General features: G+C 73.3%; 18 protein-coding genes. 12 read left to right on the forward strand and 6 right to left on the reverse strand.

Annotated elements, in window-relative coordinates:
- Positions 1–33: 33 nt before the first annotated feature.
- Positions 34–357 (reverse strand): glutaredoxin family protein, encoded by a 324-nt coding sequence (locus tag EW117_RS05900; protein ID WP_340641071.1) that lies wholly within the window; start codon positions 355–357, stop codon positions 34–36.
- A 100-nt stretch (positions 358–457) separates the two neighbouring features.
- On the opposite strand from EW117_RS05900, the gene EW117_RS05905 reads away from it, so the two are divergent.
- The 3 genes from EW117_RS05905 to EW117_RS05915 all read left to right on the forward strand — a co-directional run bounded on the left by EW117_RS05905 (position 458) and on the right by EW117_RS05915 (position 5,017).
- Positions 458–2,953, forward strand: a complete 2,496-nt coding sequence (locus EW117_RS05905; RefSeq protein WP_129784657.1) for an ATP-dependent DNA ligase — start codon at positions 458–460, stop codon at positions 2,951–2,953.
- Between the two features lie 81 nt (positions 2,954–3,034).
- Positions 3,035–4,024 (forward strand): SMP-30/gluconolactonase/LRE family protein, encoded by a 990-nt coding sequence (locus EW117_RS05910; protein ID WP_207211766.1) that lies wholly within the window; start codon positions 3,035–3,037, stop codon positions 4,022–4,024.
- A 69-nt stretch (positions 4,025–4,093) separates the two neighbouring features.
- Positions 4,094–5,017 carry an NADP-dependent oxidoreductase gene (locus tag EW117_RS05915; RefSeq protein ID WP_129784659.1) on the forward strand — a complete coding sequence of 308 codons (924 nt, stop codon included), beginning with the start codon at positions 4,094–4,096 and terminating at the stop codon, positions 5,015–5,017.
- A 97-nt stretch (positions 5,018–5,114) separates the two neighbouring features.
- Here the strand turns inward: EW117_RS05915 and EW117_RS05920 are convergent, their stop codons facing one another.
- On the reverse strand, positions 5,115–5,963 hold the full coding sequence (locus EW117_RS05920; protein WP_129784661.1) for a siderophore-interacting protein: 849 nt from the start codon (positions 5,961–5,963) through the stop codon (positions 5,115–5,117).
- A gap of 19 nt (positions 5,964–5,982) precedes the next feature.
- Positions 5,983–7,377: an MFS transporter gene (locus tag EW117_RS05925; protein WP_129784663.1), complete on the reverse strand. Its 1,395-nt coding sequence runs from the start codon at positions 7,375–7,377 to the stop codon at positions 5,983–5,985.
- Positions 7,378–7,458: 81 nt separating this feature from the next.
- Between EW117_RS05925 and EW117_RS05930 the strand changes: the two genes are divergently transcribed.
- The 8 genes from EW117_RS05930 (at position 7,459) to mqo (ending at position 13,930) form a co-directional block, all read left to right on the forward strand.
- Positions 7,459–7,995, forward strand: coding sequence for a GNAT family N-acetyltransferase (locus EW117_RS05930; RefSeq protein ID WP_129784665.1), 537 nt, complete (start codon positions 7,459–7,461; stop codon positions 7,993–7,995).
- A 120-nt stretch (positions 7,996–8,115) separates the two neighbouring features.
- The gene (locus EW117_RS05935; RefSeq protein WP_129784667.1) at positions 8,116–8,751 is read left to right on the forward strand and encodes a GNAT family N-acetyltransferase; all 636 of its coding nucleotides are present in this window, start codon (positions 8,116–8,118) and stop codon (positions 8,749–8,751) included.
- Positions 8,752–8,830: 79 nt separating this feature from the next.
- Positions 8,831–10,036: a GNAT family N-acetyltransferase gene (locus EW117_RS05940; RefSeq protein WP_165362515.1), complete on the forward strand. Its 1,206-nt coding sequence runs from the start codon at positions 8,831–8,833 to the stop codon at positions 10,034–10,036.
- Positions 10,037–10,127: 91 nt separating this feature from the next.
- Positions 10,128–10,346, forward strand: coding sequence for an SCO4848 family membrane protein (locus tag EW117_RS05945; RefSeq protein ID WP_129784671.1), 219 nt, complete (start codon positions 10,128–10,130; stop codon positions 10,344–10,346).
- 47 nt (positions 10,347–10,393) lie between these two features.
- The gene (locus EW117_RS05950) at positions 10,394–10,954 is read left to right on the forward strand and encodes a TetR/AcrR family transcriptional regulator (protein ID WP_165362516.1); all 561 of its coding nucleotides are present in this window, start codon (positions 10,394–10,396) and stop codon (positions 10,952–10,954) included.
- Entirely contained in the window at positions 10,951–11,604 is a 654-nt protein-coding gene (locus EW117_RS05955; RefSeq protein WP_129784675.1) for a pyridoxine/pyridoxamine 5'-phosphate oxidase, read from the forward strand. Before EW117_RS05950 ends, EW117_RS05955 begins: the two co-directional genes overlap by 4 nt.
- A gap of 44 nt (positions 11,605–11,648) precedes the next feature.
- Positions 11,649–12,320 carry a maleylpyruvate isomerase family mycothiol-dependent enzyme gene (locus tag EW117_RS05960; RefSeq protein ID WP_242504104.1) on the forward strand — a complete coding sequence of 224 codons (672 nt, stop codon included), beginning with the start codon at positions 11,649–11,651 and terminating at the stop codon, positions 12,318–12,320.
- 113 nt (positions 12,321–12,433) lie between these two features.
- A complete protein-coding gene (gene mqo, locus EW117_RS05965) occupies positions 12,434–13,930 on the forward strand; it encodes a malate dehydrogenase (quinone) (RefSeq protein ID WP_129784679.1) in 1,497 nt (498 codons plus the stop codon).
- A 60-nt stretch (positions 13,931–13,990) separates the two neighbouring features.
- Here the strand turns inward: mqo and EW117_RS05970 are convergent, their stop codons facing one another.
- Genes EW117_RS05970 through EW117_RS05980 form a run of 3 tightly spaced genes read right to left on the reverse strand, consistent with a single transcriptional unit; the run spans position 13,991 to position 18,523 of the window.
- Entirely contained in the window at positions 13,991–15,538 is a 1,548-nt protein-coding gene (locus EW117_RS05970; protein WP_129784681.1) for a condensation domain-containing protein, read from the reverse strand.
- Positions 15,519–17,072: a condensation domain-containing protein gene (locus tag EW117_RS05975; RefSeq protein ID WP_129784683.1), complete on the reverse strand. Its 1,554-nt coding sequence runs from the start codon at positions 17,070–17,072 to the stop codon at positions 15,519–15,521. The genes EW117_RS05970 and EW117_RS05975 overlap by 20 nt, the downstream gene beginning before the upstream one ends.
- The gene (locus EW117_RS05980) at positions 17,069–18,523 is read right to left on the reverse strand and encodes a condensation domain-containing protein (protein WP_129784685.1); all 1,455 of its coding nucleotides are present in this window, start codon (positions 18,521–18,523) and stop codon (positions 17,069–17,071) included. Before EW117_RS05980 ends, EW117_RS05975 begins: the two co-directional genes overlap by 4 nt.
- A gap of 140 nt (positions 18,524–18,663) precedes the next feature.
- On the opposite strand from EW117_RS05980, the gene EW117_RS05985 reads away from it, so the two are divergent.
- A complete protein-coding gene (locus EW117_RS05985) occupies positions 18,664–20,163 on the forward strand; it encodes a hypothetical protein (RefSeq protein WP_129784687.1) in 1,500 nt (499 codons plus the stop codon).
- Positions 20,164–20,187: the final 24 nt, after the last annotated feature.

Here is a 20,187-nt window from a genome sequence, read left to right on the forward strand (position 1 = left end):
CTGGGCCGACGGACCGGGAAACCCCGGGCTGCGTCAGAGACCCGCGCGGTCCAGCTTCGCGCAGAGCTCCGCGTTGGTGGGCTCCACGAGCTGCTCACCGTCCGGGAAGACCAGCACCGGGATGGTCTTTCGCCCGGTCAGCGCCTCGGCCTCGTCGGCACGGGCGGGCTGTGCGGCGAGGTCGACGTAGACGTAGTCCACGCGGCGGACGTCGAGCACCGCCTTGCTGCGGCGGCAGTCGCGGCACCACTCGGCGCCGTAGACGGTGAGCTGTTCAGGTCGGGCGATCGACGAGACGCTGCCGGCGGTCGCCCGGGGCGCTGCGAACGCGTCGATCGCGTAGTCATCCGAAATCACTCGCGCGAGCCTAGCGGAGCCGGCACCGCGGCAACGACCACGTCCACGTGATCTCTGCGACCCCTGGGCACGGGAACGCGACCGGCGGCACGATGGTGTGATGGCGTCCACGCAACAGACGGTCAGTGTCGACGGGCATCGCCTGCGCCTGAGCAACCTCGACAAGGTCCTGTACCCGGCGTCGGGCACCACCAAGGGCGAGGTGCTGCACTACCTGACGCAGGTCGCGTCCGTGCTCCTGCCGCACGCCGCCAACCGCCCGGCGACGCGCAAGCGGTGGCCCGACGGCACGGGCGGGCAGATGTTCTTCCAGAAGAACCTCGACGCCTCCACCCCGAGCTGGGTCAAGCGCCGCAAGATCCAGCACAAGACCTCGGCCAACGACTACGTGCTGGTCAACGATCTCGCGACCCTGACCTGGCTGGGCCAGACGGCGACCCTCGAGCTGCACACGCCGCAGTGGCAGTTCGGCCGCACGGGGGCACACCTCGACCCGGACCGCCTCGTGCTGGACCTCGACCCCGGCCCCGGTGCGGGCCTGCCCGAGTGCGCGCAGGTGGCCCGGTGGGCGCGCGAGATCCTGCAGGGCATGGGTCTGGAGCCGTTCCCGGTGACGTCCGGCTCGAAGGGCATCCACCTGTACGCGGCGCTCGGCAAGGCGCAGGACACCCGCCTCGACTCCGACGCCGTGTCCGCCGTCGCGCACGAGCTCGCCCGCTACCTCGAGGCCGAGCATCCCGACCTCGTCGTCAGCGACATGAGCAAGAAGCTGCGGCCGGGCAAGGTCCTGGTCGACTGGTCGCAGAACAACGCGAACAAGACCACTATCGCCCCCTACTCCCTGCGCGGGCGCGACCGGCCGTGGGTGGCCGCGCCCCGCACTTGGGAGGAGCTGGAGGACCCGGACCTCGCCCAGCTCGACGCCGACCAGGTGGTCGCCCGCATCGAGGCCGACGGCGACCTCCTCGCCCCGCTCCTGGAGGGGCACCTCTCGGCCCTGGAGCCGACGCCGGAACGCCTGGCCACCTTCGAGAAGCTGGGGACCTATCGGTCCAAGCGCGATCCCGCCAAGACCCCAGAGCCGTTCGGTCCTGACGCCGAGGCCGACCACGCGGCGGACGCCGGGGCCGAGCCCACCTTCGTCATCCAGGAGCACCACGCCCGGCGCCTCCACTGGGACTTCCGCCTGGAGCACGACGGCGTGCTCGTCAGCTGGGCGCTCCCCCGCGGCGAGCCCACCGACCCGGCCAAGAACCACCTCGCCGTGCAGACGGAGGACCACCCGCTGGAGTACGGCTCCTTCGAGGGCACCATCCCGGGCGGCGAGTACGGCGCGGGCGAGGTCACGATCTGGGATTCCGGCACCTACGACCTGGAGAAGTGGCGGGACGACGAAGTGATCGTCACGCTCCGTTCCGCTCAGCGCGGGACCCGCCGCCTTGCCCTGATCCGCACGGGCGGCCGCGACGGCGACGCGGAGAACAACTGGCTCATCCACCTGACCAAGTCCCAACCAGGCTCCCCCAAACCGTTGAGTGCTGGATCTTCGCCCCCTCCAAGGGCGAATCAGGAGCGAAAAGCCAGCACTCAGCGGGTGTGGCGGGCGATGCTCGCCACTTCCGCCTCGGCCGGCGAGCTGTACGACCCGGACCAGTGGATGTTCGAGATGAAGTGGGACGGGTTCCGCGCTCTCGTCCACGTCCCCGACACCGAGACCGTGCGCCTGGTCAGCCGCTCCGGCCAGGACCTCACGGTCACGTTCCCCGAGCTGCGGGCACTCGCGGGCCAGGTGGATCCCGCCCGCCTCCCCGTGGTGCTCGACGGCGAGATCGTCGCCCTCGACCGCGACGGCCGCCCCGACTTCCGGCGCCTCCAGCTGCGCGCCAACCTCCGCAAGGAGCGCGACGTCGCACGCGCCCGGGCCCGCGTCGAGGTGGACCTCATGCTCTTCGACGTCCTGCAGGTCGAGGGCGACGACGTCACCGACCGCCCGTACGCCGAGCGGCGCGAGCTGCTCGAGTCCCTCGTCACACCGCACGCCCCCGTGCACGTGCCGCCCGCGTTCGACGGCGACCTCGACGCCGCCCTGCGCACCTCGCGGACCCTGCGGCTGGAGGGTGTCGTCGCGAAGCGCCGTACCTCCACCTATGCGGGACGACGCTCCCGGGAGTGGCTCAAGATCAAGCACAGCGCCATGCAGGAGGTGGTCATCGTGGGCTGGCGGCCGGGCCATTCGAACGCCTCGGTGATGGGCTCCCTGCTCATGGCCGTCCCGGACCACGGGGCGGACGGCGACGGCCTGCGCTACGTCGGGCGGGTCGGGACGGGCTTCACCGAGCGGGAGCGCCGGGAGATCACCGCGCAGCTACGAGGTATGACGCGCAAGGCGCCCGCCGCGTTCGGCATCCCGGCGGAAGACGCGTCGGACGCCCAGTGGGTGACGCCCAAGCTGGTGGGCGAGGTGACGTACGCCGACTGGGCCGAGGGCAGCGGCGGCGCGTCGGGCGAGCGGCGCATGCGGCACTCCGTCTGGCGCGGCTGGCGCCCGGACAAGTCGCCCGACGACGTCGAGGTGGAGCTGCCCGGTCAGGTCTGACCGCTTGGCACACTTTTAGTGCCATTCCCCCCGTTCTGCGGCCTACGGACGTACCGTGTTGTCGACGGACGGAGGACACAGATGTTCAGCCACCCCAGGCGTCTGGCCGCATCGACGGCCATCCTGGCCGCGCTCGCGCTGGTCACGGCCCCGGCGATCGCCGTCGCCGTACCCGGTACGGCCCCCGGCGGCTCCACCGCACGGCAGCTCACCCACGGGCTGCGCGACCCCTTCCCCCAGATCAAGCTCCCGGACCGCATCAACCTGCCCGACGGCTTCCAGCCCGAGGGCATCACGACGGCCGGCCCGGTCGCGTGGTTCGGCTCGCTGGCCGACGGCGACATCTACCGCGCCGACCTGCTGAAGGGCGATGGCGAGGTGATCGACCAGGGCCCGGGCACGCCGTCGGTGGGACTCACCGTGGACGCGCGCGGCCGCCTGTTCGTCGCGGGCGGCACCGGCGGCGACGCGCGCGTCGTCGACGGACGCTCGGGCGAGGTCCTGGAGACCTACGAGCTCGGCGGCGCGTTCGTGAACGACGTCGTTCTCACCGACGACTACGCCTACTTCACCGACTCCCAGCGCCCGGTGGTCCACCGCATCCACCTGGGGCCGGGCGGCAGGCCCACCAACACCTTCGACGAGCTGGCCCTGCACGGCGACTGGGAGCAGGTCGACGGGTTCAACGCGAACGGCATCACGACGTCGCCCGACGGCAAGGCTCTCCTGGTGGTGAACTCGACGACCGGCGGCCTGTTCCGGGTGGACCCGGACGACGGGCACGCCGACCGGGTGGACCTCGCCGACGCCGAGCTCACGAACGGCGACGGGATGCTGCGGGTCGGCCGCACGCTCTACGTCGCGCAGAACACGCAGAACCAGGTCGCGACGGTGCGGCTCGACCGGGCGGCGTCCGAGGGGACGGTGGTGCAGACCCGGACCAGCGACGACTTCGACACGCCCACCACGATCGCGCGCTTCGCCGGCGCGCTGTACCTGCCCAACGCCCGGTTCACGACGACGCCGCAGGACGACACGGAGTACTGGGTCACGCGCCTGCCGCTGCACTGATCCGGACCGCGCCGCCGCACCCGTCCGGCGCACACGGAATACCCGCGTGCGCCGGGCGTTGTCGCTCGCATGCGAGCAATCACCTATTCGGAGTTCGGCGGCGCCGACGTCCTCGAGCTCACCGACCAGCCCGACCCGCACATCGGCCCCGACACCGTGGTGGTCCGCGTGAAGGCCGCCTCGGTGAACCCGGTTGACTGGAAGATCCGCGAGGGGCGGCTGCAGGGCCTGATCGACGTGCAGCTGCCCGCGATCCCGGGCTGGGACGTGGCGGGCGTCGTCGAGCAGGTCGGCCTGGACACCCCCGAGTTCCGGGCGGGTGACGAGGTCTACGGCTACGTGCGCAAGGACACCGTGCAGGGCGGCACGTTCGCCGAGCTGGTCGCCGCGCCCGTACGCACCCTGGCCCGCAAGCCGGCGTCGCTGAGCTTCGAGGAGGCGGCGGCGGTGCCGCTCGCGGGCCTCACCGCCTACGAGGCGATACAGCGGTCCGGCGTCAAGGCGGGCCAGACCGTGCTGGTGCACGCGGCGGCCGGCGGCGTCGGCGCGTTCGCCGTGCAGATCGCCCGGGCGCTGGGCGCGCGCGTGATCGGTACCGCGAGCGAGGCGAACCACGAGTTCCTGCGTGGCCTCGGGGCCGAGCCCGTCACCTACGGCGACGGCCTTGCCGACCGGGTTCGCGCGATCGCGCCCGGCGGCGTCGACGTCGCCCTCGACTTCGCCGGTGGCGGCTCGGTCGCCGTCAGCGCCGAGCTCCTGGCCGACGGCGGCGCCATCACCTCGATCGCCGACCCGACGGCCCGCACGGAGCACGGCGGGCAGTACGTGTGGGTGCGCCCGTCCGTGTCGGGTCTCGACGCGCTCACCGCCCTGTTCGACGCCGGCCAGCTGTCCGTCGAGATCGCCGAGGTCTTCGACCTGGCCGAGGCCGCGGCCGCGCACCGGGCCAGCGCCACGGGCCACACTCGCGGCAAGTTGGTGGTCCGGGTCTAACAGGCGGGTCCGGCATGGTCGGCAAGACGTCAGGTGATCGGCACCTCGGAATGCCGATGACCTGACATTCTGCCGACCACCCGCGAGCATGCCGGGCTCAGCCCGGGGAAGAGCGGCCGTGGCGCCAGTAGCCCACGAAGTCCACGTGCGTCTTGGGTACCCCACGCTCCCCCACCAGGTGCCGCCGCGCGCCCGTGGCCAGCGCCGACTCGCCGATCGCGAACGCGTAAACCTCGGGGCCGTACCCCGCCAGGTCCAGGCCGCGCAGCGCGGTGAGCGCCGCCTGCCCCGGGACGGCGTGCGGGTCGGCGTCGGACCGCACCACCCACCGGAGCTCGACGCCGGACGGCGTCCGGAACTCCTGCCGGTCCCCGGCCGTGGGTACCTCGACAACCGCGACGCCGCGGGCGTCCTTCGGGAGGGACTCGCAGATGCCGGCGACGGCGGGCAGCCCGGACTCGTCGGCGACCAGGAGCGTCCAGTCGTGCGCGTGCCGCGGGTTGTAGGTGACGCCCTGGTCGAGCACCCCGACGCGCATGCCCCGGTCGGCGGCCTCGGCGAACCCGGCGCCCGGCCCGGAGCCGTGTGCGTCGTCCGCGGCCGGGTCGGCAGGGCTCGCATGGAGCACGAAGTCGACGTCGATCTCGTTCAGGTCGGGCCGCGCGGAGCGGACGGTGTAGTTGCGCACCCACGGCCGCCGGGGCTTCGGGGTGGCGAGGTACTCGGCGTACCAGAGCCCTGACGCGCGCGTCGGCAGGCGCAGCATGTCCTGGCCCGCACGGGGCAGGAAGAGGCGGAACCACTGGTCGTACCCGGTCGGCGTGAACCGGGCGAACTCCTCACCGCCGAGGGTCACCCGGACCATGTTCGGCGTGATCCGCTTGGCGTTGACGACCTCGGCCAGCACCACGTGCGGATCGACCGCTTTGCGCCCCTTGTATGCCATGCACTGAGGTTAGGCACACCTAAGTCGGTTTGACGAGGGTCTCGTTCGGATCTGCCCCGCGCACGTTCCGGACACCCACCAGGGAGAGCACCCCGCCGAGGAAGAGCAGGGCCGCCGTCACGACGAGCGCCCGGTGGAACGAGGCGACGTCGAGCACGCCGCCGGTGATGATTCCCGCGAACGCCACGGTCACCAGCCCGGCCACACGTGCCACCGCGTTGTTGACCGCGGAGCCGATGCCGGCGTCGTGCGTCGGGACGGCGCCGAGGATGGCCGCCGTCAGCGGCGCCACGGTGATCGCGAGGCCGAGCCCGAACACGAGCTGGCCGGGGAGCACCTGCGTGGGGTAGAAGGCGGTCTCGTCCATCACGAGCATGAGGAGGAATCCCACCCCGGCCACTATCGGCCCCACCGACATGAACAGCCGCGACCCGTACCGGCCCGAGAGGGTGCCGAACCATGCGGACAGCGCGATCATCGCGAACGTCGTCGGCAGCTGCGCCACCCCTGACCACGTGGCGGAGTACCCGGCGACCTGCTGCAGGAAAAGCGTCAGCATGAAACCGCCCAGCGAGAACGCCCCGTAGATCGCGAAGGTCGCCAGGTTGCCCCACGCGAAGTTCCCCGACTGGAACAGGCGCAGCGGCAGCATCGGGTCCGCCGCCCGACGCTCGTACAGCACGAACCCCACCAGCATCGCAGCCCCCGCGACGATGGACACCAGGATGACGGGCGAGGTCCACCCGAGCCGCTCGCCCTCGATGAGCCCGAACACCACCCCCGCGAGTCCGAACGCCGCCAGCGCGGCACCCGGGATGTCGATCCGCCGGCCGGGTTCGCCCTCCGCGGCCGGCACGCCACGCAGCAGCCAGAGGGTCAGGGCGATGACGGGCACGTTGATCCAGAACACCCAGCGCCACGACACGAAGTCGACCAGCATGCCGCCGATGAACGGGCCGACGATCATCGCGGCGGTCGTCCACGAGGTCCACCGGCCGATCGCACGGGCCTGCGCCTCGCCACTGAACGTCGCCACGATCAGGGCGAGCGAGCTCGGCACCAGCAGCGCGCCCGCGACACCCTGCAGCGCGCGGGCGATCACCAGGACGGGGCCGGTCGGCGCGAGTGCGCACAGCACCGAGGCGGCGGCGAACCCGACGAGACCGGCCGCCAGCACCCGGCGGCGCCCGTAGACGTCCGACACCGAGCCGGCCACGAGCATCAGCGCGCCGAGGGTCACCAGGTACGCGTCGACCACCCACTGCTGCAGGGCCAGCCCCTCGGCACCCGGGCCGCCGAGCTCGCGCGCGATCGCGGGCAGCGCGACGCTCACCACCGTGCCGTCGAGGAACGACACGAAGGAGCCGAGGATGGCGACGAGGAGCACTCGTCTCTGGAGCGTGGTCACGGGCACACGCTATGCCCAGCGACCGACACTCGCCCCGCCTTCCGCAGTCTGCTTCGTCCTGGACCGAATGTCCGGCACGATCGGTTCATGGACCTGACGATCCGGCCCGCGACCGGCGACGACGCGGCCGTCTGCGCGGACATCTACGGTTTCTACGTGCGGCACACCCACATCAGCTTCGAGTCCGAGCCGCCGGGGACCGAGGAGATGGCGCACCGCATCGCGAGCTCTTCGGCCCACCACGCGTGGCTGGTCGCGCAGGAGGCGTGCGACGACGTCGTCGGATTCGCCTACGCCGCGCCGTACTCGTCGCGCGAGGCGTACCGCTGGGCCGCCGAGTCCAGCGTGTACCTGGAGGCGGGCCGACGCCGGACCGGGGCGGGCCGGGCGCTGTACGAGGCCCTCTTCGAGCGGCTCGCCGAACGCGGCTACCGCCGTCTGGTGGCCGGCCTCGCCCTGCCGAACGACGCCAGCCTCGGCCTGCACGTCTCGCTGGGGTTCGAGGTGGTGGGCACGTTCCGCCGGATCGGGTGGAAGCACGGCCAGTGGCGCGACGTCATGCGCCTGCAGAAGGACCTCGCGCCCGGCCTCGGCGCCGCGCCGCCCACGGGAGAGCCCGCCTGACCAGGCAGCCCTGGCCACGGAGCCCTGCCGCGGGGTCCGGCTGAACTACCCGCTCGACCGACCGCCGTCAATTCCGCGCTGCGATCATCACGTCCGGCCGGTCCACGGCAGGATCCGTCCATGGACAGCATCGTCCGCGTCGCGACACCAGACGACGCCGCAGCCTGCGCCGGGATCTACGCCCCCTTCGTCGCCGACTCGGCGGCGACCTTCGAGACCAACCCGCCGGACGCGCGCGAGATGACGCGCCGCATCGAGCGGTTCTTCGGCCGGGAGACCTGGCTCGTGCTCGAGCGGGACGGCGTGGTGGCCGGCTTCGCCTACGCCAAGCCGTTCGCCGACCGCCCCACGTTCCGCTGGACGCTCGAGACCAACGTCTACGTCGCGGCCGACCACCAGCGCACCGGTGGCGGACGCCTGCTCTACGACACCCTGCTGACACGGCTGGCCCGCCGCGGCTACCACCGCGCCGTCGCCAGCATCGTGCTGCCGAACGATCCAGCGGTCGCGCTGCACGAGGCGGCCGGCTTCCGCCGGGCCGGCACCTTCGAGAAGATCGGCTGGAAGCTCGGCCAGTGGCACGACGCCGTGCTCTTCCAGCGCGACCTCGTGCCCGACGACGGGATCACCCCCGGAGACCGCACCGCCGACGGCGAGCTACCGGGCCTGCTCACGCCCGAGCCGCTCGAGGTCACGCGCACGCCCCTGCTCCGCCCCCACCCGGCTGAGGACCAGGTCGCCTACTTCGGCGACTGATCCCCGCCCACGGGCTCGCGGGCACCCGGTCACGTTTCGGGCTCGCAGGCGTGCCCTCCCGTTGCCTATGGTCGTCCGCATGAGCCTCACCGTGCGCCGCGTCGAGTACACCGACCAGCCGGAATACACGCGACTGGGCGGCGAGGCGTTCGGCACCCCCGCGGGCGGCCGCCCGGCCCCCACCCGCGAGGAGTGGGACGCGGCGGGCTTCCGCGAGTGGGGCACGTTCGACGACGGGGACCTGACCGCCCGCCTGCGCGTCTATGGCTTCACGTCGTGGTTCCACGGCGCGCAGGTCCCGACTGCGGGCGTGGCCGGGGTCGCGGTCGCGCCTGAACGGCGTGGCTCGGGTCACCTGGCGCGCCTCTTCGGCGCCGCCCTCGACGAGGCGCGCGACCGCGGGGAGGTCATCTCCACCCTGTTCCCGACGGCGCCCGGCATCTACCGCGGGCTCGGCTACGACGTGGTCGGCTCGTTCGACGACGTCGACGTCCCGCTGCAGAACCTGAGCCGCGTGGCGGCGCCCGACGGCGTGGTCACCCGCCGGGCGAGCGTCGCCGACTACGACGCGGTGGTCGCCGTCCACCGCGCGTGGGCCGCCGCCCAGAACGGGCCCGTCTCGCGGGCGGAGAAGCCGTTCTGGACCCCGCCGGAGAAGTTCTTCGCCGACTACACGGGCGTCACGCTGGCCGTCGACGGCTCGGGCGACGTCGTCGGCTTCGCGAGCTGGATCCGCGGCGAGGGGTACACGCCCGCCACCGCCGTCATGGAGGTCGACGACCTCATCGCCCTGACGCCCGGCGCCGCCCGTGCCCTGTGGCGCACCGTCGGCAGCTTCTCGTCGGTGGTCGGCACGGCGCGCGTGTCGACGTCGGGCCTGGACCCCGCGTGGCTGGTGCTGCCCGACCTGACCGCGACGGTGCACGCAGCCCACCCCTACATGCTGCGGATCCTGGACGTGGCCGGCGCGCTGGGCGGCGTGGAGTCGCCGCTCGAGGGGGCGCAGGTCCCGTTCGCGGTCCGCGGCGCGCGGGATCTCGCGGGCGCCTGGACCCTCACGGTGTCCGACGGCGTCACTCACCTCGCGCGCGACGCCGTCGCGATCGAGGACGCGCACCACGTGCGGCCGGTGCTGAGCCCGAACGGGCTGGCGCTGCTGTACGCGGGCGCCCAGTCCGCCGCGAACCTGCGAACGGCGGGCCACCTGACCGGCGCCCCCGGCCACGACGCCGTCCTGAGCGCCTTGTTCGCGGGCCGCCAGCTCCACGTCCGCGACTACTTCTGACCGCTCCTTGCTGTGGGCGCAGCCGTTGCGACCACCTGCCCGGTTCAGCCGCAACGGTCACGCCCACAACAAGAGCCCCATACTTGGGGCCGTGGATATTCCTGTCGCCTGGTCCGTCGTACTGATCGTCACCGCTCTGTGGAACCTGCTCATCTGGCCGCGGTTCCGGCAGCGCATCGTCGCCGATCCCCGGTCGCGCGACGCCGACGGCCGCGCCACGAAGTTCCTCACGGTGCACAGCGTCCTGATCGCGGTCTCGCTTGCCCTGGCCCTCGCGGTCGGCGTCCTGGGCATCGTCACCCTGCTCTGACACGTCGCGAGTTGTCGCCATACCTGGAGGTAGGTATGGTGCAGGGCATGACAACAGCCAGCACACGCGAACGCCTCATCGGCGCCGCGCAGGATCTCTTCGCCGTCCAGGGCGTCGGGGCCACGAGCCCGCGCGCGGTGCTGGCGGCCTCCGGCGTCGGGCAGGGCAGCCTCTACCACCACTTCCCCACCAAGCACGATCTCGCGGTCGCCGCCGTCGGGGCCACCGTGGACGACGCGCTCGCCCAGGCCATGCGCACGCTGGGCAGCGACTCCCCCGCCATCGAGCGCCTCGCCGCCTACCTCGAGCGGCCGCGCGACGCCTTGGCCGGCTGCAAGGTCGGGCGACACACCTCCGACCAGGCGGTGATGGACGACGACGGCCTGCGCGACGTCCTCAACGCCTACTTCGTGCGACTGCTCGGCGTCATCACCCAGATCTTCCGCGAGACCGGCCTGACCGACGACGTCGCCCGCGACCGCGCACACGCCGCCCTCGCGATCATCCAGGGCGGGTACGTCCTCGCCCGCGCCACACAGGACCCCGATGCACTCACCGCCGCCGTGCGCGGCTTCGTCGGCCTGCTGACCCAGAAGGAGACCACGTGACCTTCCGCGAGCGCCTGCGCGCGCTGCCCGCCTTCCCCCGGCCCGGGCTGCCGGACCTCGACACGGAGGCGGCCCCGTCGTCACCGCACGAGCTGTTCGCGACCTGGATGGACGAGGCGATCGACGCCGGTCTGCTGCTCCCGCACGCGGCGACGCTCTCGACCGCGGACGCCGCGGGGCACGTCCACGCCCGCGTCCTGCTCCTCAAGGATCTGACGGCGGACGGCTGGTGGTTCGCCTCGCAGTCGACGAGTCCGAAGGGCCGCGACCTGGCGGCGAACCCGCACGCCGCGATGACCTTTCTGTGGCCGGAGCTGGGCCGCCAGGTCAAGGTGACGGGCAGCGCGGCGTCGGCCGGGGTGGATGCGAGCCGGGCGGACTTCCTCGCGCGGTCCGACCTCTCGCGCGCCGTCGGCCTCGTGAATCACCAGAGCGAGCCGCTCTCCTCCATGGCGGAGTACGAGCGGGCGTTCGCCGAGGCGCTGCGCGCCGTCACCGCCGATCCCGAGCTGGTGGCCCCGGACTGGACCGCCTACGTGCTCGCCCCGACGGAGGTCGAGTTCTGGCAGGCGCCGGACGACGGCCCGCACGTCCGCCTGCTGTACCGGGCGGACGCCGACGGCTGGACCACCGGCCTGATGTGGCCCTGACGCCTGACACTTGCTGACCGATATCGCTCCGACGAAGGACAACCGTGACCACGAGCACCGCCCACGTCCCCCACGCCCTCGCCGACTCGGCGGCCGGGCTCGACGCCCTGCTGGACGCCGTCGGGCAGCTGACCGACGAGGACCTCGCCGGGCCGTCAGCCCTTGCGGGCTGGACCCGGGGGCACGTCCTGTCGCACGTCGCGGGAGTGGGCGGCGCGATGCTCGGCCAGGCGCGGGCCGCCGAACGCGGCGAGGTGGTCCCCGTCTACGCGAGCCAGGAGGCCCGAGACGAGGGGATCGAGGCCGGCTCCGGCCGTACCGTCGCCGAGCACCTGGCGGTGCTGGACGCCCTCCGCGACGACATGGCGCGGACCTGGCCCGAACCCGGCTCGTCGCTCTGGGACGCTCCGAGCGGGTACCGGGGCGGGCCGTTGTCGGGCTGCCTGCTCGGCTGGTGGCGCGAGGTGCGGATCCACTCGGTCGACGCGCTCGCCGGCACGTCCCGGCAGGTCGGGTACGAGACGTGGGACGACACCCTGTGCGCTCACCTGCGCGAGTTCCTGGCGGTACGGCTGCCCGACGGCGTGTCCGTGGACGGCGTCGCCGGCGACCCCCGCGACGTCACCGCGTGGCTGGCCGGGCGCGTCCCGGTGACGCCGCTGCGGGGCGACCTGCCCGAGCTGGGGCCCTGGCCGTCAGCGCTCCCGGCGAGGTGAACGCGTGGTGAAGGCGGCGCGGACGACGCGAGTGAGGGAGGTCACGGAACACAGCGCGTGATTCATGCCACAGCGCTCGTTCCGCTTTTCACAAGCCCGCTAATGTTCTTGACGTGACTTCTTACCTCCAGACAGCCCCGCGTCCCTCCGAAGAGGTCGACGTCGCGCTGATCGGCGGAGGGATCATGAGCGCCACCCTCGGCGCGCTGCTCACGATCCTCGAGCCGACCTGGCGAATCGGAATCTACGAGCGTCTCGACCAGGTGGCACTCGAGTCGTCGAACCCGTGGAACAACGCGGGTACCGGCCACTCCGCACTCTGCGAGCTGAACTACACGCCGGAGCGCAAGGACGGCTCCGTCGACATCTCCAAGGCGGTGACGATCAACGAGCAGTTCCACACCTCACGCGAGTTCTGGAACCACCTGCTCACCGCCGGCCTGATGGAGGGCACCGACTTCATCAACGTCACCCCGCACATGACGTTCGTGCGCGGGGCTGACAACGTGGACTTCCTGCGCCGCCGGTACGAGGCGCTGAGCGTGCACCCGCTGTTCAGCGACATGGAGTTCAGCTCGGACCCTGCCGTCATCGGGCAGTGGGCCCCTCTGATGACCCTGGAGCGCGACGCCGACGAGCCGATCGCCGCGACGCGCGCCGCCGCCGGCACCGACGTCGACTTCGGCTCGCTCACCAAGAAGCTGGTCGACTTCGCCACCGCGCACAACACCGAGCTGCACCTGAACCACGAGGTCCGCGGACTGAAGAAGCTGCGTGACGGCCGCTGGCGTCTGAGCCTGCGCGACCGCTCCTGGAACGCCGGGACCCGGCGTCGCACTGTCACGGCCAAGTTCGTCTTCGTCGGCGCGGGCGGTGGCGCGCTGCCGCTGCTCCAGGCGTCGGGCATCAAGGAGGCGCGCGGTTACGGCGGTTTCCCGATCTCGGGCGAGTTCCTGCGCACCTCGTCGCCGGAGATCGTGGCCCAGCACAACGCCAAGGTGTACGGCAAGGCTGACGTCGGCGCCCCGCCCATGTCCGTGCCGCACCTGGACACGCGCATCGTGGACGGCAAGAGCTACCTCATGTTCGGCCCGTACGCCGGGTTCAGCCCCAAGTACCTCAAGAAGGGCAAGTACCTGGGCCTGATCACGTCGCTGCGCCACCACAACCTGTTCTCGATGCTCGGCGCGGGCGTGAAGAACCTCGACCTCAGCGCCTACCTGGTGGGTCAGGTCGCCGCCGCGCCGGAGACCAAGTTCCACGAGCTGCAGCGGTTCATGCCGACGGCGCAGCCCGGGGACTGGGAGAAGATCACCGCCGGCCAGCGCGTCCAGGTCATCAAGTGGGTCAAGGGCAAGGGTGGTGTGCTGGAGTTCGGCACCGAGGTCGTCGCGGCCCAGGACGGCTCCATCGCCGGCCTGCTGGGCGCGTCCCCCGGCGCCTCGACCGCCGTCGCCGCCATGACCGGCCTGCTGGAGCGCTGCTTCCCCGCCAAGTACGACGAGTGGAAGCCGCAGCTCACCTCGATGATGCCGAGCCTCGGCGGCGGCGTCGACTACGACACCGCGGAGCTCACGCGGCACGCGGAGAGGGTGACTGCGGGCGCCTGACCGGCCCCAGCCGCTTGACCGGAACGTAAGATCCCGCACTCATCGGGCTCCTGCGCTCGCTCAGACCGCGGCCAGCTCTCCCAGCCGGGCGGTCCAGCGGTCCAGCAGCGCGTCCACCGTTCCGACGGCGGTCGCGGTACGCGGCATGCGCGCCCGCACCGAGATCCCATCGTCGGTGCGGGACACCCACAGCTGAAGGTCGTCGGCCCGGGTGGCCGCCGACACGTGGTGCGCCCGCCGTCCGGCGTTCGCGGCGTGCCCCGGCAGCCGCCGGTAGTCGAGGTAGGACACCTGGAAGATGTCCACCCGCGGGAACCGCAGCGGCTGGGGCAGCGACTCCGCCACCTGTTCGAGGGGCACTGCGGACAGTTCGCGCGCGGCCCGCACGGCCTTGCCGGTGGCGGCGAGTGCCGTGTCGGTCACGGTGTTGGCACCTGCGGTGACGTCGACCTCGACGCGCAGCGGCACCGTTGTGGTGTGCCAGCCCACGGCCCGGCGCGCGGCGGCGTCGGCCCGGGTGTGCACCGGCAGGAGCGTCTCCAGGACGGCGGGGCCGCCCAGATCCGCGACAGCTCGGGCGAGCGTCGCCAGCACCGCGGCCGACGTCGACGCACCGGCCGACCTGGCGCGCGCGGCGACGGCGTCGGTGGCGACTGCGTCGACCAAGGAGTGCAGCACTGTCCGCTGCGGTACCCGCTCGCCGTCGGGCACGCCGAGCGGCAGCGGGAACGTAGGCAGCGCCCAGCCCCGGTCGTGCAGGAAGCCGTGCCAGGTCGCGAGCCGCGGGTCGTCGGCGCCGACGGGTTCCGGCGTGACCGACAGGGCTTCCGGCTCGGCCACCCGTGGAACGTCCCGGTCGATCGTGGCCAGAGCCGCTTCCGGCTCAGGTGCCACCAGGAGGGCCGTGCCGCCCGCCGGCAGAGCCGCGCCCGCCAGGGCCGCGCCCGCCAGGGCCGCGCCCGCCGGAGCCGCACCCGCCAGGGCCGGCACGGCCCACGCGGCCGGGGCGACGACGCGCAGACCCGCCGCGCGCCCGGCCCGCTGCTCGGCATAGCGCGCGGCCAGCTCGTCGACGACGACGGTGGTCGACCAGGCGTCGGTGTGCAGGTGGTCCATGCCGAAAACGATCGTGGACCGGTCCGGGCGGCCGATCGCGGCCGGCAGGAACGCCGGGTACCCGAACGGCGCGCACCGCCGGCCGAGCTCGGCCACCAGGTGCTCGCGGGTGGCCTCGACGGTGCGGGTGAGCGGACCGTCGTCGCGCCGCCAGACGAGCCCGGCGGGATCGTGCCGCACCAGGCCCACGCCGGCGGGGCCGACACCCGCGGAGCCCAGGGGACCGCGGACCGCCTCGACCAGCAGCCCGGCGTGCCCGGCCACGAGGTCGCGGAAGGCAGCCTCCAGTGCGTCGACGTCGACGGGGCCGTCGACGTCGAACGTGGCGGTGATCCACACGCTCGGCTCCCCCGTGGCCGCCCCGAGGAGGTGGTTGCGCTGGTTGTAACTCATCGGAGCCGGGGCAGGCGGGTGCACCGCACCCGGCAGGACGTCCCAGGTGACGACCCGGCCCGGCGCCGGCTCCCAGAGGTCAGCTGAGACGACCCGCACCGGTCGCCTCCAGATGCTCGACCCCGGCCGCACCGACCGTCGCAGCCGCCCCAGCCGCCCCGACCGTCGCCAGCACGCCGGCCGCCGCCTCGAACGTGGCGGTCAGCTCGGCGATGTAGCGGTCGGCGGCGGCCTGCGCCGCCGGGGTGTCCGGGGTCTGCATGACGAGGTACAGCCGCTCGTGGTCGCGGTTCACCCACAGCGACGCGTTGGCGGTGCGGCCCTCGCCCGTGAAGTGCAGGCCACGGTCGTAGGCAGGCCGCCCGACGCCGGGGAACCGGCGCAGGTCGAGGTAGCTGATGAGCTGCGGGCTGCCGAGGGAGGCCGGGTCGAGGACGCCGTCGGCCAGCATGACGCCGAGCGCCGCGTGCACGGGGACCGCCGCCACCTTCCTGGCCTGGCGGAACGCCGCGTTCGCGACGGGCAGGACGTCGGTGAAGGACGCCGGCACGCCGCCCTTCGCCACCGGGAACGTGACCGGCGCGAAGTTGCACAGCCAGCCCTGCGCGGTCTCGAACCCGGGCCCGCGCGAGCCGACGACCGTGACCCCGAACCAGTCGCCGGCGCCCGTCAGCCGGGCGTCGGTGAGCGCGATCGCGGCGAACACCGCGCCCGTGGAGCGGGCGCCGTGCTTGGCGGCCAGCTCGTCCAGCCGCGCGACGCCGTCGGCGTCGAGGAGGGTCATCGAGCGGATCTTCACCGGCGCCGTCTCCCCGGGCTCGAGGCCCAGGTCGAGCGCGAAGCGCGGCAGCCGGCCGTCGTGCGCCGTCACGGCGTCGACCCAGGCCCGGATCTCGGGGGCGTCCGGCGGGGTCGCCGCGGCGAGCGCGTGCTCGGCCCGCGCGTGGTCGAGGAACGAGCCCCCGGTCGCCGGGACGGCGTCCGGTCTCGACAGGCTCGACCCACGGAGCGGGCTCGCACCGTGGGCGAGCTCCTCCGCGTACAGCTCCTCCATCTCGCTGAGCACCATCAGCTGCGAGGCGCCGTCGGTGAACGCGTGGTCGCAGCCCCAGAACAGGCTGAACCCGTCGTCCCGCACGATGGCCCCGAGCGCGAACGGCGCCCACGAGTCGGGGCGGCAGGCGGCGTCGAAGGTCGCGTTGAGGTGCGTCGTCACCCACTCGTCCCACGGGAGGCCGGGCACCGGCGAGATCGCCGGGATGTCCACCACCTCGAAGCCGACCGCCTCCGCGGGTACCAGGTGCCGCACCGGGTCGCCCCCGGCGGCGCAGGCATCGACGTCGAACCAGGTGCGCAGGCCCTCGTGCCGCCGCACGAGCCGGGTCAGCGCCCGCGCCAGCGCGGCCGCGTCGAACGCGCCGTCGAGGTGCGTCGCGGTACCCGTCCAGGCGCGGTGCTTGCCGCCGGAAGCCCGGCGCGCCGCGTAGGCGCGCAGGTGGTCGCCCTGCAGGAACGACGGCGGGCCGGGTTCCACGGGGGCCGACGCCGCCGCGGCGAGCGCCTCCGCCGTGGGCCGCAGGTGCAGCACTTGTCCGGGCCGGGCCGTCCACGTGCCCATCGCGCCGAGAATCATGCGACTGCCTCTCTCAAACCGGCGGACCCGAAGGCCCGGAAACAGATGCGCAGCTCCTCGACGAGGGCGTCCATCGCGGCGTGCGCCTCGGGGGTGTCGGGGTACCGCGTGGACACGTTGAGTCCGTCGTGGGTGCGCAGGAACCAGAGGTAGAGCTCGTCGGTGCCGTACGCGGGGCTGCGCAGGGTCCTGGCTGCCCAGGTGCTCCAGCGCTCGGCCCCGGGCACGAACCGGGTGTCGACGTACGACACGGCGAAGTGCGGGCTGTCCGAGATGCCGCCCAGCTCGGCGATCCGCGCGAACGAGTACCGGACCAGGGGCTTGCCCGCGGAGACCGCGGCGTGCACCCGCTCGACGGCGGTCGTCAGGGCGTTGCCGTCGACCACGCGTGCGGGCTCTTCCTGACCGGCGTCGACGTCGCGCAGCACCGGGTCCACGCCGCCGAGGTCGAGGTCCACGGGGCACAGGCCCACGTACCAGCCGACGGCGGCGGCGTGCTGCGGGGCGTACCGGGTGTGCATCGGCAGGACGAACCGGAGCCGGTCCAGCCCGTGCACCCGGCGCGCGGCGTGCGCGAACGCGGCCAGCACCCCCGACTGGGCCGAGGCCCCGCGGGCTCGGCTGCGGGCGCTCAGGTCGTCGGTCTGGTCGACGGTGGCCAGCCAGTACGAGCGGGAGGCCTGCGGCCGGGCCGCCTCCTCGGCGTCGGCGGCCGGGTGCGTGATGCCCGTGCCGTAGCGGGGGAAGGCGGCGTCCGGCCCGAGGAAGTCGAGCCAGCGGCGCACGGGCTCGCCGTCGGCCGCGAGGGTCATGGCGAGCTTGCGGTCCTCCGCCGAGAAGTCGACGTGTGAGCCGACCTCCAGCGCGCGCAGCTCGGCGTCGGGCACGCCGCGGCGGGCGGCGTCGTACAGCGAGACGATCTCCTCGAACCACAGGAGCTGGGAGTAGGCGTCCATCACCGAGTGGTCGGCGCCGAAGGCGAGCACGAAGCCGCCGTCGCCGGCTGGGTCGCCCGGCTCCGGCACCACGCTCGCCATGACGCAGTGCGGCCAGGCGGTGGGCGAGACGTCGGCGAGGAGGCTGGGCAGCAGCGTGCCCACCTGTGCGGCGGTCAGGTCGCCGACCACCAGGTCCCGGATGGCCACTGCCTCGGCGGGGGCGGTCACCCGGCGCCAGCCGCGTCCGGCGTCGTGCGTGACGGTGGTGCGCAGCACCTCGTGACGGCTCACCCACGCGTGGATCGCGCGGCGCAACGGCTCCGGCTCGTACGGGCCGGGCACCCGCAGCACGGACCCGATCCAGGAGCCGGGCTCGCAGTCGCGCAGGTGCGCCTCGTGGCCCGGAGACAGGTCTCGCGGGTCCTGCTGCCAGCGCCCGGCGTCGGCACGCGGCGTCCAGGACGTCACTGTCCCGGCCGGCAGTTCGTAGGCCGATAGCTCGGTGTATTCCATGCGGGCGGATCCCTAGATCGTTATGTGGGCACGGCCAGCACGACGTCGGACGAGTTCCGCGGTCCCCTTGCGCCGACCTTTATACCGGATTCGCCGGGTGAAAGTTAGTCCCCCCGGTTATGCCCGGTATCGTCTGGCCCTTGAAGGACCACGGTGCCCAGCACGGACCCGAGCCCGAACGGGAGACGAGCGTGAACCCGCCATCCGCACTGCGCCTGCAGTTCGCCGACGACATGTTCCTGCGCCGGCACGACGGCGACGCCAGCCCTGCGGTGAACCAGGTGCTGTGGCGTCTGGACGGCCCCTACGACGCCGATCGCCTGCGTGACCTGGCCGACGGGATCGCCGCGGGATCGCTGCACCGGCGCGTGGTGCGCGCCCGCGTTCCCGGCGCGCGGCACCGGTGGGCACCCGCCGAGACTCTGCCCGTCCTCGACCTGCAGACGGCGGCCGTGGCTGTGGACGCCATCGGCACGTGGGCTCAGGCCCAGGCCGACGTGCCGCTCGACCCCGCCGCCGGCCGTTCGTGGCGGCTCGCCGCCGCCGACGTGGTGGCGCCCGACGAGGGGGCCGACGGCGGGGCCGCAGTGGTCGGCGGGATCGTCTCGCTCACCTGCGCGCATGCGGTGGCGGACGGCGCCGCGCTGATCGACGCCGTCGTGCGCGCCGCCACGCACGCCGATCCGATAGTCGTGCCGGCGCCCGAGCGCGGGACCCGCGCGCTGCTCGCCGACGCCGCCGACGCCGCGGCCCAGGCGGCGGCCGTCGCGCGCTGGGCGCAGGCCAAGGCGCGGCAGGCCGCCCGCGAACGCCGGGCGTCCGCGACGATCGAGCCCACCCCGGCGATGATCGAGCAGGCTCCGGTGATCGAGCAGGCTCCCGTCGTCGAACCCGCTCCGGTGGTCGCGCCATCCTCGGTGGTCGAGCCCGCCCCGGTAGTCGAGCCTGCCCCCGACGACGCCGCCTGGCGCGCGCCCGTGCTGCACGTCGAGCTCCCTTCCGAGCGCGTCGCCGAGGTCGCCGCCGAGCACGGCGGCACCCCGAACACGTGGTTCGTGGCGTTCCTCGCGCGGCTCGTGCGCGCCACCGGCCGGTTCCCGGGCCAGCCCGTACCCGTCGCGCTTCCCGTGGCCACACGCGGCGAGGACGATCCGCGCGCCAACTCCACCAAGATCGCCCGGGTCACGATCCCGGCGGACGTGCTCGCCGCGCGCGACCTCGGCTGGGTCCGAGCGTCCGCCAAGGAGGCATACGCCGCCGTCGGGCAGGCGGAGCCGGGGGTCGCCCCCGTGCCGCTCGAGCTGGTGCAGATGCTGCCCGACACCCTCGTGAGCCGCCTGCCGCAGCCGCCCGTCGCCGCGGCGCTGGCGTCCAACCTCGGCAAGCCGCCGGAGGGATACACGCAGGCCCCCGGCGGTTCCGTGCGCGCCGTCGCCACCCTGTCGCACTACCAGGGCGCCACCGCGGCCGAGCTGCGCGCCGCGGGCGGCGGGCTGGTCGCCTTCTGCACGACCGTGGGCGCCGCGACGACGCTCAGCGTCGCCGCCCTGGATCCCGACCGGGTGGCCGACGCCGAGACCTTGCGCGACCTCGTGCTGGCGGAGGCCGACGCCTGGCAGCTACCGGCGGTTCCCTGGTGACAGCGAAGCGCTGGGGCTCTTCCG

Source organism: Promicromonospora panici, from assembly GCF_900608595.1.
Taxonomy (GTDB): domain Bacteria; phylum Actinomycetota; class Actinomycetes; order Actinomycetales; family Cellulomonadaceae; genus Promicromonospora; species Promicromonospora panici.

Coding starts and splice junctions, on each gene's coding strand:
- EW117_RS05905 (WP_129784657.1), top strand. CDS start 458: ATGGCGTCCACGCAACAGACGGTCAGTGTCGACGGGCATCGCCTGCGC.
- EW117_RS05910 (WP_207211766.1), top strand. CDS start 3,035: ATGTTCAGCCACCCCAGGCGTCTGGCCGCATCGACGGCCATCCTGGCC.
- EW117_RS05975 (WP_129784683.1), bottom strand. CDS start 17,072: ATGATTCTCGGCGCGATGGGCACGTGGACGGCCCGGCCCGGACAAGTG.
- EW117_RS05915 (WP_129784659.1), top strand. CDS start 4,094: ATGCGAGCAATCACCTATTCGGAGTTCGGCGGCGCCGACGTCCTCGAG.
- EW117_RS05920 (WP_129784661.1), bottom strand. CDS start 5,963: ATGGCATACAAGGGGCGCAAAGCGGTCGATCCGCACGTGGTGCTGGCC.
- EW117_RS05935 (WP_129784667.1), top strand. CDS start 8,116: ATGGACAGCATCGTCCGCGTCGCGACACCAGACGACGCCGCAGCCTGC.
- EW117_RS05930 (WP_129784665.1), top strand. CDS start 7,459: ATGGACCTGACGATCCGGCCCGCGACCGGCGACGACGCGGCCGTCTGC.
- EW117_RS05980 (WP_129784685.1), bottom strand. CDS start 18,523: ATGGAATACACCGAGCTATCGGCCTACGAACTGCCGGCCGGGACAGTG.
- EW117_RS05950 (WP_165362516.1), top strand. CDS start 10,394: ATGACAACAGCCAGCACACGCGAACGCCTCATCGGCGCCGCGCAGGAT.
- EW117_RS05940 (WP_165362515.1), top strand. CDS start 8,831: ATGAGCCTCACCGTGCGCCGCGTCGAGTACACCGACCAGCCGGAATAC.